This is a genomic window from Caulobacter sp. LARHSG274 (assembly GCF_052871235.1).
The window spans coordinates 18,304-33,647 of sequence record NZ_JBIXJO010000003.1; the positions used below are offsets into that span (position 1 = coordinate 18,304).

Below are 15,344 nucleotides of genomic sequence, written 5' to 3' on the forward strand. Positions count from 1 at the left end.
GCCGCGAAACCTTGGATGAACCCCCGGCTGAGCGCGGCGGGGGGGGGGGGGGGGCCCCCCCCCCCCCCGCCCCCCCCCCCCCCCCGCCGCGAAACCTTGGATGAACCCCCGGCTGAGCGCCGATCAACGCGCCGACCTGATCGTTGCGCAAATGACGCAGGACGAGAAATTGACCCTGGTGTTCGGCTATTTCGGCTCGAACCAGGAGAAGCCGAAGTTCACGCCGCACGCCGAGGCCCGCATGGGGTCGGCCGGCTACATCCCCGGCATCCCGCGCCTGGGCGTGCCGCCGCAATGGGAAACCGACGCCGGCGTCGGCGTGGCCACCCAGCGCGAGTCGAGCGATCCCTATCTGGAGCGGACCGCCCTGCCCTCCGGCATCGCCACGGCCGCGACCTGGAATCCGGAATTGGCCTTCCAGGGCGGGGCGATGATCGGCTCCGAAGCGCGTTCCTCGGGCTTCAACGTCCAGCTGGCCGGGGGCGTCAACCTGGCGCGAGACCCGCGCAACGGCCGCAATTTCGAATATGGCGGCGAGGATCCGCTGCTGGCCGGGACCATGGTCGGGGCCCAGATCCGCGGCATCCAGTCCAACCACATCATCTCGACCATCAAGCACTGGGCGCTGAACGGCCAGGAGACCGGCCGCATGACGGTCAGTTCCAACATCGCCGACGCCGCCGCCCGCCAGTCCGACTTCCTGGCCTTCGAGTTCGCCATCGAGCAGTCGGACCCAGGCTCGGTGATGTGCGCCTACAACCGCGTCAACAGCGTCTATGCGTGCGAGAGCGACGACCTGATGAACCAAGTCCTGAAGAAGGACTGGGCCTACAAAGGCTATGTGATGTCGGACTGGGGCGCGACCCACTCCACCGCCAAGGCCGCCAATGCGGGCCTGGACCAGGAGTCCGCCTACACCTTCGACAAGCAGCCGTTCTTCGGCGCGCCGCTGAAGGCCGCCCTGGCCGACGGCTCGGTGTCGCAGGCGCGGCTGGACGAGATGGCCCGGCGCATCACCCGCTCGATGTTCGCCCACGGCCTGTTCGACCATCCGGTGGTCAAGGGCCCGATCGACTTCGCCGCACACGCCAAGGTCACCCAGGCCGACGCGGAAGAGGCCATCGTCCTGCTGAAGAACGACGGCGGCCTGCTCCCCATCGCCAAGGCGGCGAAGAAGATCGTCGTCATCGGCTCGCACGCCGATGTCGGCGTGCTGTCGGGCGGCGGCTCCTCGCAGGTCTTCCCGATCGGCGGCATGGCGGTGAAGGGGCTGGGCCCCAAGGGCTTCCCCGGCCCGATCGTCTACCACCCCTCCTCGCCGCTGAAGGCGCTGCGGGCCCGCAATCCCGGCGCGACCTTCGCCTATGACGACGGAACCGATCCGGCCGCCGCCGCCAGGGCCGTCGCCGGGGCCGACCTGGTCATCGTCTTCGCCCACCAGTGGGCCGCGGAATCCCAGGACTATTCCCTGACCCTGGCCGACGACCAGGACGCCCTGATCGACGCCGTCGCCGCCGCCAATCCCAGAACCGCCGTGGTGCTGGAGACCGGCGGTCCTGTGCTGATGCCGTGGCTGTCCAAGGTCGGGGCCGTGGTCGAGGCCTGGTACGCGGGGACCAGCGGCGGCGCGGCGATCGCCCGGGTGCTGACCGGCGCGGTCAATCCGTCGGGGCGCCTGCCGATCACCTTCCCCGCCAGCGTCGACCAGCTGCCGCGCCCGACGATCGACTGCGATCCGGCCAAGCCGGAGGCCTTCTGCGACGTCGACTACGACATCGAGGGCGCGGCGGTCGGCTACAAGTGGTTCGACCAGAAGGGCCGCCAGCCGCTGTTCGCCTTCGGCCACGGCCTATCCTATTCGACCTTCCGCTATGGCGACCTGAAGACCCGCCTGGTCGGCGACAGGCTGACCGTCAGCTTCACCGTCAGCAACACCGGCAAGGTCGCCGGCAAGGCCGTACCCCAGGTCTATGTCGGACCGAAGAGCGGTTCCGGCTGGGAGGCGCCGCGTCGCCTGGCCGGCTTCAGCAAGGTCGACCTGGCCCCGGGCGCCAGCGCCAAGATCAGCGTCACCGTCGACCCGCGCCTGCTGGCGACCTTCGATTCCAAGGCCAAGGCCTGGACCATCGCCGCCGGCGCCTACGAGGTCTCCCTGGGCGCCTCGTCCCGCGACCTGGGAACCAAGGCCGACGTGACCCTGCCTGCCAGGACGCTGCCGGTGTCGTACGACGGGAGGTAAGCCGCCACGAGCGGTTCACGAAAGTCGCTCCGCCCGCCACACCCGGAAAGCGCACGCTTGAAGCCTACTTCGGCGCCGGCCCCGTCGAGGCCCGCACCATCAGCTCGAACGGCGCCAGGGTGCTGCCGGCCGCCAGTTTTTCGCCCGTCGCGCTGGCGGTGATCAGCATGTCGGCGGCGATCTCGGCCATCTTGGCCACCGGCTGGCGCACCGCGGTCAGGGACGGCACGCTGAGCCGCACCCCGATCGTGTCGTCGTAGCTGAGGATCGACAGGTCGCCCGGCACGGAGAGACCGCGCGCCTGGGCCACGCTGACCACGCCCAGCGCCATCTGGTCGTTGGACGCCATGATCGCGGTCGGCGGCTCGGCCAGGTCCAACAGGGCGTTCGCGCCCGCGATCCCGGCCTCGAAGGTGAAGTCGCCGTTGTAGATCCGCGCGTCCGGCACGGGATGGCCGGCCGCCGCCATGGTGGCCTGGAAGGTCTCGACCCGCAGGATCGACGACGAGAACCGGTAGTCGCCGGCGATCATGCCGATGCGCCTATGGCCCAGGCCCAGCAGGTGCTTGGTCGCCTGGCGGGCCGCGGCGCGGTCATCCATGTAGACTCGCGCCCCCTGCCCCCGCACCGGCGTGTTCAGGCGCACGAACGGGATATTGCGCTTCTTCAGTGCGCCCAGGACCACCGGGTTCTCGCAGTTGGGCGGGGTCAGGATCACGCCGTCGGGCTGCAGCGACGACAGCACCGCGGTGATCTGTTTCTCCAGCTGATCCGACTCGCGGTCGACCAGTTCGAACATCAGGTGGTAGCCCGACTGCTCGCAGCGCAGCATGGCGCCGTACAGCATCTGGTCGATCCACTCGTTGCCGCGTTCGCTGCGCCAGTTGTCCAGCGTCAGGCGACGGTCGTTGAAGGCCACCAGCAGGTAGGAGCGCGAGCCGGCCATGGTCCGCGCCGCCTTGCTGGGGCTGTAGCCAAGCTTCTCGACGGCCGCGAGCACGCGCGCCTTCAGGTCCGGCGTGACATTGGGCTCGTCGTTGAGCACCCGCGACACCGTCTTGACCGACACGCGCGCCTTTTCGGCGACATGGATGATCGTAGCCGGCCGCTTCGCCATTCAGAATCCGTTTCTCCCAAGGTTCGAACGACCGTAACCGGGACGAAACACCCTGTCTTGCGGCTGTTGAGCAGACAACGACCTCTTGTGCGTTCCGACCGGCCCGCTATGGTCAGACCTCTCTGTCATATTGTCCAGGTGACTCTCGGTTGATGCAAGCACCAGGCCTGGAGGAAGCGTGAGCCCCCACAAATTCCTGACCGCCGTGGCGGGCGGCTTGGCCTTGGTTTTGGCGGCCGCGCCGGGCGCGTTCGCCTGCGACACGCCCGTCAGCGTCTGCGCGACAGGCAAGGCGTCGAGCCTGGCGCTGATCCGCAAGGGTGCGCCCGCGGCGGTCTATGTCGATGCAGCCGCCGATCCGGCGGTGCGCCACGCGGCCGAGAGCCTGCGTGGCGACCTGGGACGCGTCAGCGGCAGTGAAGCGGCCAGGCTCTCGGATCTCGCTAAGGCCGATGGCCCGACGGTGATCATCGGCGTGCTGGGCGCCAGTCCGGTGATCGAGGGTCTGATCCGCGACGGCAAGCTGAAGGTCGAGGACCTGGCGGGCCAGTGGGAAGGCTTCCGGCAGGTCGTGGTCGAACGGCCCCTGCCCAACATTCCTCGCGCCCTGGTCATCGTCGGCGCCGACCGGCGCGGCGCGGTCTACGGGGCCTACGATCTTTCCGAGCGCATCGGCGTGTCGCCCTGGGCCTGGTGGGCCGACGTGCCGGTCGCACGCAAGACCGATCTTTTCCTGACCGCCGGCGCGAGGGCCGACCATCCCCGCGTCAAGTATCGCGGCTTCTTCATCAACGACGAGGATCCCGCCTTCAGCGGCTGGGCCAAGAAGAAGTTCGGCGGGATCAACGCGGATCTCTACGGCCACGTCTTCGAGCTGACACTGCGCTTGAAGGGCAATTATCTGTGGCCGGCCATGTGGGCGCCCAAGGCCTTCAATGACGACGATCCGCGCAACAAGGTCCTGGCCGACGAGATGGGCGTGGTCATGGGCAGCTCGCACCACGAGCCGATGACCCGGGCCCAGGACGAATGGCATCGCAACACCGACAAGGGCGTGACCGGTGGCCGTTGGGACTACGTAACCAACGGCGACAACCTGCGCGCCTTCTGGCGGGGCGGGATCGAGCGGATGATGTCGAAGGGTGATGGCACGCCCTACGAGAGCCTGGTGACGGTCGGCATGCGCGGCGACGGCGACGAGCCGATGGCCGAGGGCGCGGCCACCCAGTTGCTGGAAAAGGTAGTCGCCGACCAGCGCCAGATCATCGCCGAAGTCACCGGCAAGCCGCCCGAGAAGACCCCGCAGGTCTGGGCCCTCTACAAGGAGGTGCTGGACTATTACGACCACGGCATGCGCGTGCCCGACGACGTGACCCTGCTGTTCGCCGACGACAACTGGGGCCAGATCCGCCGCCTGCCCGTGGCGGGCAAGGACCCGCTCGACCGGGCCGGCGGCTACGGCGTCTACTACCACTTCGACTATGTCGGGGCGCCGCGGAACTACAAGTGGATCAACACCAACCAGATCGCCAAGACCTGGCAGCAGATGAACCTGGCCTACGAGCGCGGCGCGCGCAGCCTGTGGATCGTCAATGTCGGGGACATCAAGCCGCTGGAATATCCGCTCGACTTTTTCCTGCGCATGGCCTGGAACCCCGAGGCGATGACGCCCGAGGCGCTGGAGGCCTTCCCCCGACAATGGGCCGGCGAGACCTTCGGCTCCGAGCTGGGCCCGGAGATCGGCGCGGTCATGGCCGCCTACGGAACCCAGGCCTCGCGGCGCAAGCCCGAACTGATCGACCAGGACAGTTTCCCCATCGGCGCGGATACCGGCCCGGTGCTGGACGGCGGCCAGTTCGGCGACATCGTCGAGGATTGGCGGCGCTTGGTCGGCAAGGTCGAGGCGATCAAGACCCGCCTGCGCCCAGACCAGCGGGACGCCTATTTCCAGTTGGTCGAATATCCCGTCCTGGCGCTCTCCAACCTCTACGAGATGTACTACGCCACGGCCTGGAACCGACGGCTGGCCTCACGCAACGACGCCCGCGCCAACGCCTTCGCCGACCAGGTGGAGACGGCCTTCAAGCGGGACGCCGACCTGACCGCGCGATATCACGCCCTGAACGGCGGCAAGTGGGACGGCATGATGAACCAGGTCCACATGAGCTATGTGATCTGGAACGACCCCACCCAGCAGTCGATGCCCAGCATCACCCGCGTGGCGGCCGACACCCCGCCCGACAAGCTGTCGGCCAAGGTCAGGTTCGCGCGCATGACGGCCAGCGATCCGCGCTTGATCACCATCGAAGCCGCAAAGTTCGACCGCGCGGTCGGCGGCAAGGGCCTGGCCTGGACGGTGCTGTCGGATCTCGGCCAGGGCGACGCCGTGGTGGCCCTGCCGCAGGGGCGCCCCTCGACGGACGTCCGCGACGGCGTTCGGCTGGACTATGCCGTGTCGGTTCCACGCTCGGGTCCGATCAAGGTCCGGCTGCGCCTGGCTCCAACCTTGGATACCACCGGCGGCAAGGGCCTCCGCATCGGCGTCTCGCTCGACGACGGCCCGGTCCAGGTAGTGAGGGCCAATCTGGTCCCGACCGCGGGCTCGGCCTCGACGCCGGAACAGGCCGCCTGGGTGGCGGCCGTCAAGGACCATGCCCACATCGTCGAGGCCCTCTTCCCGGACGTCGCGGCGGGCGCGCACATGGTCAGGATCTGGCGCCTGGACGACAATGTCGTGCTGGAGAAACTGATCGTCGACATGCGCTGAACGCGCTCGCTCACACCCTGCCCTACCGATCGTGACGCCGGTGCAGATGGCAGCGTCGACGTCCGTTAAGCCGGGCCGGCTGGCGGGCAAAGATCGATCGGAGTCCGCTTCGGCTTGGTCACCCGCACGCAATCGGGGGCCAGCCCCTGCCACGTCGCCGCACTGAAATTGGCGATCAGGATGCGGCCGTCGGCATAGCGCGCCTCTTGCACCAGGCGATCGAGTGTAAGCCAGCGGAAACCCGTCAGGGCGATGGGCGCTTCTGCGCCGTGCGCCTGCCGGAAATCGTCTTGCGCCGCCTTCAGCCACGGCCCGACGCGCGCCAATTCGCGCCGGTCGAGGTTCCAGATCGTGGGCGTTCCATAGAGCAGCGAGCGCGCAAACCGTCGCCGCGCTTCGCTGGGAACCTTCATCAGGCCGAACTCCCAGCGATCGAGGGCGACGACCGAGTCATGGAACACCGCTTCGAACAGCGGCAGGCGGTCGGCGGCGCCGAAGAGGGCCCGCGCCTCGTCCGGCGTCGGCTGGAACGGCGCGAAATAGATGCCCTGCCGTTCAGGCGGCCAATAGCCGCCGAACCGCTTCTGGTCGGCGTGGATCGGCCAGATCGCCGAAGCGTGGGCCTGGGCCGTGCCGTGCGAATAATGGGCTACGCCGCTGCTCCAGGCCGTGACGTTCTCAGAGCCCAGGACAAGCTTGAACCTGTCGATGGCCAGCCCCAGGCGCGCCAGCCGGTTGGCGCGGTCGCGGGCGAAGGACATCGGGTGGTCGGGGCTGAAATCCTCCAGGAAGTCCCCGAACGCGTCGACGTCCACGAACACCTGGCTGGCGCCGTCGGCGATATGGCCGGCATAGCGCTCGGCCGGCACGAAGGATCCACGTCGGCGGACGATCGCCTCGCTCGACAACTCGCAGCCGCGATTGGCGAAGCCGACCACGACCTTGCCGGCCGCATCCTGGAAGCAGCCGGCCGGATAGAGATCGTCGCTCCAGATGGCCGACGGCATGTCGGCGGTGGCGGCGGGCTGGGCGTTGTCGAAGGCCTCATAGGGGCCGGCGAGGTAGCCGAGCGCCTTGGCCTTGGCGAGGTAGGCGGGCCCGACGAGGTGCTTCTGGGTTCGGGGGTCCTGGTCGTAGCTGAGCACCATACGATCGACGCCCAGAGCCTTCAGGTCGTCGAGAAAACCGAGGTCGCGGCCGTCGCCCCAGACATAGGCGTGCGGCGCGGCGAACAGCCGGGGCAGGTCCGGGGTCGCCTTGTCCGCGAAACTCTTGAACTGGCCCCGCGCCTTCAGGACCTGGCGATAGAACAGCGCCGGGGCCAAGGGTTCGGGCGGCCGCAGCGCCAGCAACAGGTCCAGCGTTTGGGCGCCGTCGTCGAAGTCGTGCTTCAACCGGACCTGCAGACCGTTCTCGTCACGCAGGCACAGCTGCGACAGCAGGCCGTCGCCCAGGGCGTAGGTGACCGCCCAGCTTCGATCCAGATGGCTCCAGGCCGGGAAGGACAGCAGGCTGGTGCCGCCCAGGCATCCCTCCTTGCGGTAGGCCGTGCGCCAGAACGCATCGTCGGCCTGGTAAGCCATGCCCTCTCCGTCGGGGACCAGCCAGGTCCCGCCGGTCGCCGCGGGCATGGACCAGGCCAGGCTGGAGCCCTTCGGGCCGGAAATCCGCAGACGCAGGGCCTCGCCTTCGACGGACACCGCGAACGCGCGGCCCTCGGCGTCGGTCCAGCGCCAGCCGCCCCCCTCCAGCGCGACCGTCACGGCCTCGGGCGGGTGCAGCGGCGGCGTCAGGGGCACGGTCGCCGCGCCGTCCGGCCGCGCCCTGATCTCCAGCGTGGCGGGATCGACAACATAGGCGACCGCCCCGGCGTGCAAGCTGATCGGCTCGGCCATCGCGGCCGAAGCCATCAGTCCAAAGAGCGCGGCCAATAGAGGCGATGTTCGGATCATGGGTGCTCCTTGGATGAATCGACGAACCGGATTCCCGGACGGACGGGCTAAGGCTGCCAATCCCGCACTCATCTCGCGGCCCTGAACCGTCTGCATGGCCGTCGTGGTGCTTTCCAGCGCACCCTCGGATTCTGGCGCGCCGGAGCGGCAGGCTCGGATTGGCCGTTCGGCGCCTGGGCCCTTGCGCGCCAGGGCGGAGCGCCACCGATTGCGCCCATCACCCACACGCACCGAAGACCCGACGGAGCCAGACGCCCCTGAAGCTCAATGAAGTCGCTCCTGCCGCCATTAGAAAAACGAGGCCCTGGCCGCCGCCGCGACCTGCGCCGAATCCGAAACCAACGTCGGCAACTTTGGCGAAACGCCCCGAGCCAACGAGCAGCTCTGGAAATCTATTCGCAGATCACAATCCCATAAATTGCATCAATTTTTGGGGCTGACCCAAAACCTACTAATATCGGAGCATCCGCGACGAGGCCTCGCTCCGCGGGGCCGCTGATCGAGTACGCGCAGGCCATCCGAGGCGCCGTCGGTGGTGCATCGATGCACGCCATTGCCGTTCACGCGCCGACACGCGACAATGGCGCACAGCGTCCGAGCGCTGAGGAGAACCTGTGATTGCACGTCCGGACAGTCGGCTGGGTCGGTGCGTGGCGGCGATGGCCGTCATGCTCATGGCGATGCTCGTCGTTCAGACGCCCATCGCCACGGTTGATCGGCTCCTGCACGACGCCGGCCGCGCTCACGCCGCCAACGCCTTCTTAGGCGCCGTCGTGGATTCTCCCGAGCATGAGCAAGACGGCGACCATGATCACACGTACATCGCGGCCGATCACGGCGAGTACGACGATACCCCGGCCGCACAGACCGTCGCCGATGAACCGTCGTCCGACCCGGCCGCCCCAGGCCTGAACCACCACCACCACCACGATGGGCCATCCGTCTTCGGTTTGACGGAAAGCTTAAGCTTGGCCGTCGCTTGGTCTTCGTCATCCCTGCCCTTCGGGTCGAACGATGATCTCCGCAAGGGGATCGACGCGTTCCAGCAAGACCGCCCGCCCAAAGCCCACCTCGCCCACGTCGCCTGATCCGCGCGGCCGAGCGCCGCGCTCCCGCACGTTCGAGGATTTTCCATGCCTGCCCTTTCCCAAGGCCGCGCCCTGCGGCCATGGCTGCTCGCCACGGCGCTCGCCCTGGCGACGCCCATCCTGGCGTCGTCCGTCCTGGCGTACGCCGACCCGCTGACCTTGCCCGAGGCGCTGAGCCGCGCGGCCGCGTCCGATCCCGCTCGCCCCGCCCTGGCCTCGCGCTTGACCGCCGCCGAGGCCGGCGCGCGCCAGGCCGCCGTACGCCCCAACCCCGTGGTCGGCGTCGAGGTCGAGGACCTCGCCGGCACGGGCTCCTACTCCCTGGTCGATCGCGCCCAGGCCACGCTCTACTACGAGCAAAGCCAGGAGCGCGGCGGCAAGCGCGCCGCCCGCACGGCCCTGGCCCGCAGCGACATTTCCCTCACGCGCCTGCGCGACGACGTGCGGATGCTGGATCTTTTCCACGAGGTGGAACTGGCCTGGATCGACGCCGTGGCCGCCGAGGCCGAGGCGCAGCTGGCCGCCGACCGCCTGGCGATCGCCGAGCGCGCGCAAGGCGAGGTCAATCGCCGGGTGAAGGCCGCCCGCGACCCGCTGTTCGCCGGGGCCCGCGCCGACGCCCAGGTCGCCGAGGCCAGGATCGCCCTGGCCGAGGCTCGGGCCAAGGCCGCCGACGCCCGCCGGGCGGTCGCCGCCTTCTGGGGCGGCGGCGAGGTCGAGATCGATCCGGCCGTGCTGGAGGACCTTTCGGCCGCCGACCAGGTCGCCGGGTCCGCTTCCGAGACCGACCTGGCCCTGCTCGACGCCCAGCGCGGCGTGGCAGCCGCCAAGGTCCGGGTCGAGGAGAGCAAGGCCGTGCAGGACCCGACCTGGCGGGCCGGCCTGCGCTACCTGAACGAGGGCGGCGACGTCGCCGCCATCATCGGCGGGTCCATACCCCTGGGCCGCTACGACACCAACAAGGGCGCCATCGAGCAGGCCCGCGCGGCCCGAACCGCCGCCGACCTCGACCTGATGGGGGCCAAGGCGGTGTTCGAGCGCAAGATCGCCGTCCTGCAAGCCATGCTTGCCCAGAAGGCCAGTGAGGCGCGCCGGATCCAGGCCGAGGTCGTGCCGGCCAACGCCCGGACAGTCGACCTCGTCCGTGAGGGCTTCAATCGCGGCGGCTTCTCCTACCTCGACGTCATTGAGGCCCAGAAGGCCCTGACCGACGCCCGCGCCCGACGCCTCGTCCTCCTTAAATCCTTCCAGATCGACCGCGCCCAGCTCGACCGCCTGACCGGCGTCCATGCGCGCCTGATCCCCGCTTCGGAGACCGCCCGATGACCCGCCTGCAAACACGCTTCGGCGCTCCCTTGGCCTTGGCGTTGGTCGGCGCGCTGACTCTGTCGGCCTGCGGCGAGCGGTCCAAGCCCGCCGAGACCGAAGGCCATGCCGCCCCATCCGCCGGAAAAGAGGCCGGCGACTACGAGCGCGGGCCCCATCGCGGCCGCATGCTCCGCGACGGTGACTTCGCCTTGGAAGTCACGATCTTCGAGGACGGCGTCGAACCGGAATTCCACGTCTACGCCTATCGCAAGGACAAGCCGATCCCGCCCAAGGACCTCCAGCTGTCGATCGAGCTCTCGCGCTTGGACGGCGAGGTGAACCGTTTCGCCTTCGCGCCGGTGGAGGACTATCTGCGCGGCGGCGGCGTGGTGCATGAGCCGCACTCGTTCGACGTCAAGGTCTCCGCGACCCATCAGGACCAGGTCCACCGCTGGGCCTACGCCACCTATGAGGGCCGCACCGGCTTCTCGGCGGCGGCGGCCCAGGCCGGCGGCGTCAGGACCGAGATCGCCGGCGCCGCGCCGATCGCCGAACGGGTCGACATGGCCGGCCGGGTCGAGATCACCCCGGAGGGCAAGGGCGAGGTCCGCGCCTGGTATCCCGGCCGGATCACGAGCCTGCGCGGCGAGCTCGGGAACGCGGTGCGCAAGGGTCAGGTCCTGGCCCGCGTCGAGTCCAGCGAGAGCCTGCAGACCTATTCGATTCCCGCCCCGATCAGCGGCGTTATCGTCGAGAAGAACCTCAATGTCGGCGACGTGGCTGGCGAGCGGGCGATCTTTGTCATCGCCGATCCGACCAAGCTGCACGCCGAGTTCCTGGTCTACCCGCGCGACGCCGAGAAGGTCCGCGTTGGCCAGCCCGTCGAAGTGCGCAGCCTGTCGGGAGCCGCCGAACTGATGGCCAAGGTCGAGGCGGTGCTGCCCACGGCCGACCTGGTCAGCCAGACCCTGGTGGCCCACGTCCACCTGCCCGAGGGCGCGGCCAGCGCCTTCCGGCCCGGCATGGGCGTCGAAGGCGCGTTCCAGGTCGGCGTCCGGACCGCGCCGCTGGCGGTGCGGACCAAGGCCATCCAGCGCTTCCGCGACTTCCAGGTCGTGTTCGTCAAGGTCCGCGACACCTACGAGTTCCGAATGCTGGAACTGGGCCGACAGACCCCCGAATGGACCGAGGTGCTTTCGGGCCTGAAGCCTGGCTCCGAATACGTCACCGACGGCGCCTTTCTCATTCGCGCGGACATCGAGAAGTCCGGCGCGAGCCACGACCACTAAGGGGGCGACCATGCTCGAACGCATCATCGCCGCCTCGATCCGGCTTCGCTGGATCGTGCTGGCCCTCGTCGCCGTCTGCATCGTCGTGGGGGCCTGGAGCTTCCAGCGCCTGCCGATCGACGCCACGCCCGACATCACCAATGTCCAGGTGCAGATCAACACCGAGGCCCCGGGCTTTTCGCCGCTGGAGGCCGAGCAGCGGATCACATTCCCGGTCGAGACGGCGATCGCCGGCCTGCCGGGCCTGCAATATACCCGCTCCGTCTCGCGCTATGGCCTCAGCCAGGTCACGGTGGTGTTCAAGGACGAGACCGACATCTACTTCGCCCGCCAGCTGGTCGGCGAGCGGCTGCAGACGGTGCGCGGACAGCTTCCGCCCGACCTGACGCCGGAGATGGGACCGATCTCGACCGGGTTGGGCGAGATCTTCATGTACACGGTCGAGGCCAAGCCCGGCGCGCGGCGGCCCGACGGCAAGGCCTGGACGCCGGAGGACCTGCGCACCCTGCAAGACTGGGTGATCCGTCCGCAGCTGCGCAACACGCCGGGCGTCACCGAGGTCAACACCATCGGCGGCTTCGAGCGGCAGTATCACGTGACGCCGCTGCCGGAGCGGCTGTCGGCCTACGGCCTGACCATGGCCGATGTCGCCGGCGCGCTGGGGCGCAACAACGCCAATGTCGGGGCCGGCTACGTCGAACGCTATGGCGAGCAGTACCTGATCCGCGTGCCCGGCCAAGCAACGGGCATCCAGGATCTACAGGCTGTCGTCGTCGCCAGCCGTAATGGCGCGCCGATCCGGGTGGCCGACGTCGCCGATGTCGGCCTGGGCCAGGAACTTCGGACTGGCGCGGCGACCGAGAACGGCCAGGAAGTGGTGCTGGGCACCGTCTTCATGCTGGTCGGCGAGAACAGCCGCACGGTCTCGCGCGCCGCCGCCGAGCGCTTGACGCTGGCCGCCGAGGCCCTGCCGGCCGGGGTGACGGCCGAGCCGATCTATGACCGGACCCACCTCGTCGACCGGGCCATCGCCACGGTCGAGAAGAACCTGGTCGAGGGCGCGATCCTGGTGATCGTCGTCCTCTTCCTGCTGCTGGGCAACATCCGCGCGGCCCTGATCACGGCGGCGGTCATCCCTCTGTCGATGCTGTTGACCATCACCGGCATGGTCCAGACCAAGGTCTCGGGCAATCTGATGAGCCTGGGGGCGCTGGACTTCGGCCTGATCGTCGACGGGGCGGTGATCATCGTCGAGAACTGCCTGCGCCGGCTGGGCGAGGCCCAGCACCGCGAAGGCCGGCTCTTGTCCCGCGACGAACGGTTCGACCTGGTCGCCGGCGCCGCCGGCGAGGTCATCCGGCCTTCGCTGTTCGGGGTGCTGATCATCACCCTGGTCTATGTGCCGATCTTCGCCCTCACCGGGGTGGAGGGAAAGATGTTCCACCCGATGGCGATCACCGTGGTGATCGCCCTGACCGCGGCGCTGGTGCTGTCGCTGACCTTCGTCCCCGCCGCCATGGCCCTGTTCGTCACCGGCAACGTCGAGGAGAAGGAAAGCCCGATCATGCGGCGCGCGCGCCGTCTCTATGAGCCGGCGCTGGAGATCGCGCTGCGCCTGCGCGTGGTCTTCGTGGCTGGCGCGGTCGTCCTGGTGGCGATCGCCGCCTTCGCCGCCTCGCGGATGGGCTCCGAGTTCGCGCCGAGCCTGGACGAAGGCGACATCGCCATGCACGCCCTGCGCATCCCTGGGACAAGTCTCTCCCAGGCCATCGCCATGCAGACGGCGCTCGAGGCCAGGATCAAGACCCTGCCTGAAGTCGACCGGGTGATGGCCAAGATCGGCACCGCCGAGGTCGCCACCGACCCGATGCCGCCATCGGTGGCCGACACCTTCATCATGCTGAAAGACCGCAAGGACTGGCCAGATCCCCGAAAGCCGCGCGGCCAGTTGGTGAGCGAGCTGCAGGCCGTCGTCGCCAAGGTTCCGGGCAACAACTACGAGTTCACCCAGCCGATCCAGATGCGATTCAACGAGCTGCTCTCGGGCGTGCGGGCAGATGTTGCGGTCAAGGTGTTCGGCGACGATCTCGACCAGCTCTTGGAGATCGGCAAGCAGATCGGGACCGTGGTCGAGGGGATCGACGGCGCCCAGGACGTCGGGGTCGAGCAGGTCACCGGCCTGCCTGTTCTGCAGATCACCCCCGATCGTGCGGCGCTCGCCCGCCTGGGCCTGAATGTCGACGACGTCCAGTCGGTCGTCGCCACCGCCATCGGCGGCACGGTGACCGGCCAGGTGTTCGAAGGCGACCGGCGCTTCGACGTCGTCGTGCGCCTGCCTGAAGCGGTCCGCGGCAAGGTCGACGACATCGGCCGGCTGCGCATTCCGCTGCCGGGGACAATCGATCAACCGCGCGGGTTCGTGCCCCTGCAAGATGTCGCAAAGATCGAAAAGGTGATCGGCCCCAACCAGATCAGCCGCGAGGACGGCAAGCGGCGCGTCGTCGTCACCGCCAACGTTCGCGACCGCGACCTGGGCTCGTTCATCACCGAGGTGCAACAGAAGGTCGGAGCCGAGATCGAACTGCCGAGCGGCTACTGGATCACCTATGGCGGCACGTTCGAGCAGTTGATCTCTGCGGCCAAGCGCCTGCAGCTGGTGGTTCCGGCGGCTTTGCTGCTGATCTTTGGCCTGCTCTACGCGCTGTTCCGATCGGTCAAGGACGCGGCGATCGTCTTCTCTGGGGTGCCTTTGGCCCTGACCGGCGGAGTGGCGGCGTTGCTCCTGCGCGGCCTGCCGCTGTCGATTTCGGCCGGCGTCGGCTTCATCGCGCTCTCGGGCGTGGCGGTGCTGAACGGGGTGGTGATGGTCAGCTTCATCCGCTCGCTCCGGCAGGAGGGCGCGGACCTCGACGATGCGATCCGCGAAGGCGCCCTGACTCGTCTGCGGCCGGTGCTGATGACGGCTTTGGTGGCGAGCCTCGGCTTCGTGCCCATGGCCTTCAACGTCGGGGCGGGCGCGGAGGTGCAGCGTCCGCTCGCCACGGTGGTGATCGGCGGGATCATCTCCTCGACCCTGCTGACCCTGCTGGTCCTGCCAGCCCTCTACAAACTTGCAAGCCAGTCACAACGGCTTGGACAGGCGGGATCAGTTCGCGAGGGGCATGGCGCACGAGCAAGGCGATGACGGCCAAGAGGACCACGACGCGCCAGGGCGCCCCCGTTTCGAGGTCATGCGTTAGGGAGCGCCCTCGACCGCGCTCGCCTGCCCGTCGTCATGCCCCATCTCCAGATTTCACCTTCTGGTACACACCAGGTGAAAGTGAAGTTGGGCGAAACTTTTGTGAACGCTTGAAACCCGTCACCGCCTTGGTTGCCCGCGGTCTGATCCAGTCGCTTGACCGCGCCCCCGCGCCTTCCCATCCTTCGTCCGACGGGATTCGACCGTCGCCTAGGTGGCTCCATGCAGCAGCCCTGCGCGCTTACGCGCAAGGAGGCCGAGGCTCTGCGGGTGAAGTCGGGCCTGTCCGGCCTAACGTGGTGCGCACCAGCGACGACGCCCAGGGCAAGGTGGTCGAGTTCGGTCG

The 15,344-nt window shown here is 68.7% G+C and carries 8 protein-coding genes; 6 read left to right on the forward strand and 2 right to left on the reverse strand.

Annotated features, from left to right (window positions below; translation table 11 throughout):
- The first annotated feature begins 100 nt into the window (after positions 1-100).
- The gene (locus ACIPQB_RS08385; RefSeq protein WP_446484761.1) at positions 101-2,239 is read left to right on the forward strand and encodes a beta-glucosidase; all 2,139 of its coding nucleotides are present in this window, start codon (positions 101-103) and stop codon (positions 2,237-2,239) included.
- Positions 2,240-2,303: 64 nt separating this feature from the next.
- Here the strand turns inward: ACIPQB_RS08385 and ACIPQB_RS08390 are convergent, their stop codons facing one another.
- On the reverse strand, positions 2,304-3,356 hold the full coding sequence (locus tag ACIPQB_RS08390) for a LacI family DNA-binding transcriptional regulator (protein ID WP_446484762.1): 1,053 nt from the start codon (positions 3,354-3,356) through the stop codon (positions 2,304-2,306).
- Positions 3,357-3,534: 178 nt separating this feature from the next.
- Between ACIPQB_RS08390 and ACIPQB_RS08395 the strand changes: the two genes are divergently transcribed.
- Entirely contained in the window at positions 3,535-6,123 is a 2,589-nt protein-coding gene (locus ACIPQB_RS08395) for a glycosyl hydrolase 115 family protein (protein ID WP_446484763.1), read from the forward strand.
- A 65-nt stretch (positions 6,124-6,188) separates the two neighbouring features.
- Here the strand turns inward: ACIPQB_RS08395 and ACIPQB_RS08400 are convergent, their stop codons facing one another.
- A complete protein-coding gene (locus tag ACIPQB_RS08400; protein WP_446484764.1) occupies positions 6,189-8,033 on the reverse strand; it encodes a glycoside hydrolase in 1,845 nt (614 codons plus the stop codon).
- A 701-nt stretch (positions 8,034-8,734) separates the two neighbouring features.
- On the opposite strand from ACIPQB_RS08400, the gene ACIPQB_RS08405 reads away from it, so the two are divergent.
- The 4 genes from ACIPQB_RS08405 to ACIPQB_RS08420 are packed head-to-tail and all read left to right on the forward strand — an operon-like array spanning position 8,735 to position 14,944.
- On the forward strand, positions 8,735-9,163 hold the full coding sequence (locus ACIPQB_RS08405; protein ID WP_446484765.1) for a hypothetical protein: 429 nt from the start codon (positions 8,735-8,737) through the stop codon (positions 9,161-9,163).
- A 45-nt stretch (positions 9,164-9,208) separates the two neighbouring features.
- On the forward strand, positions 9,209-10,489 hold the full coding sequence (locus ACIPQB_RS08410) for a TolC family protein (protein WP_446484766.1): 1,281 nt from the start codon (positions 9,209-9,211) through the stop codon (positions 10,487-10,489).
- Positions 10,486-11,760, forward strand: coding sequence for an efflux RND transporter periplasmic adaptor subunit (locus tag ACIPQB_RS08415; RefSeq protein ID WP_446484767.1), 1,275 nt, complete (start codon positions 10,486-10,488; stop codon positions 11,758-11,760). Before ACIPQB_RS08410 ends, ACIPQB_RS08415 begins: the two co-directional genes overlap by 4 nt.
- Positions 11,761-11,770: 10 nt before the next feature.
- The gene (locus ACIPQB_RS08420) at positions 11,771-14,944 is read left to right on the forward strand and encodes an efflux RND transporter permease subunit (RefSeq protein WP_446484768.1); all 3,174 of its coding nucleotides are present in this window, start codon (positions 11,771-11,773) and stop codon (positions 14,942-14,944) included.
- The last annotated feature ends 400 nt before the right edge of the window (positions 14,945-15,344 follow it).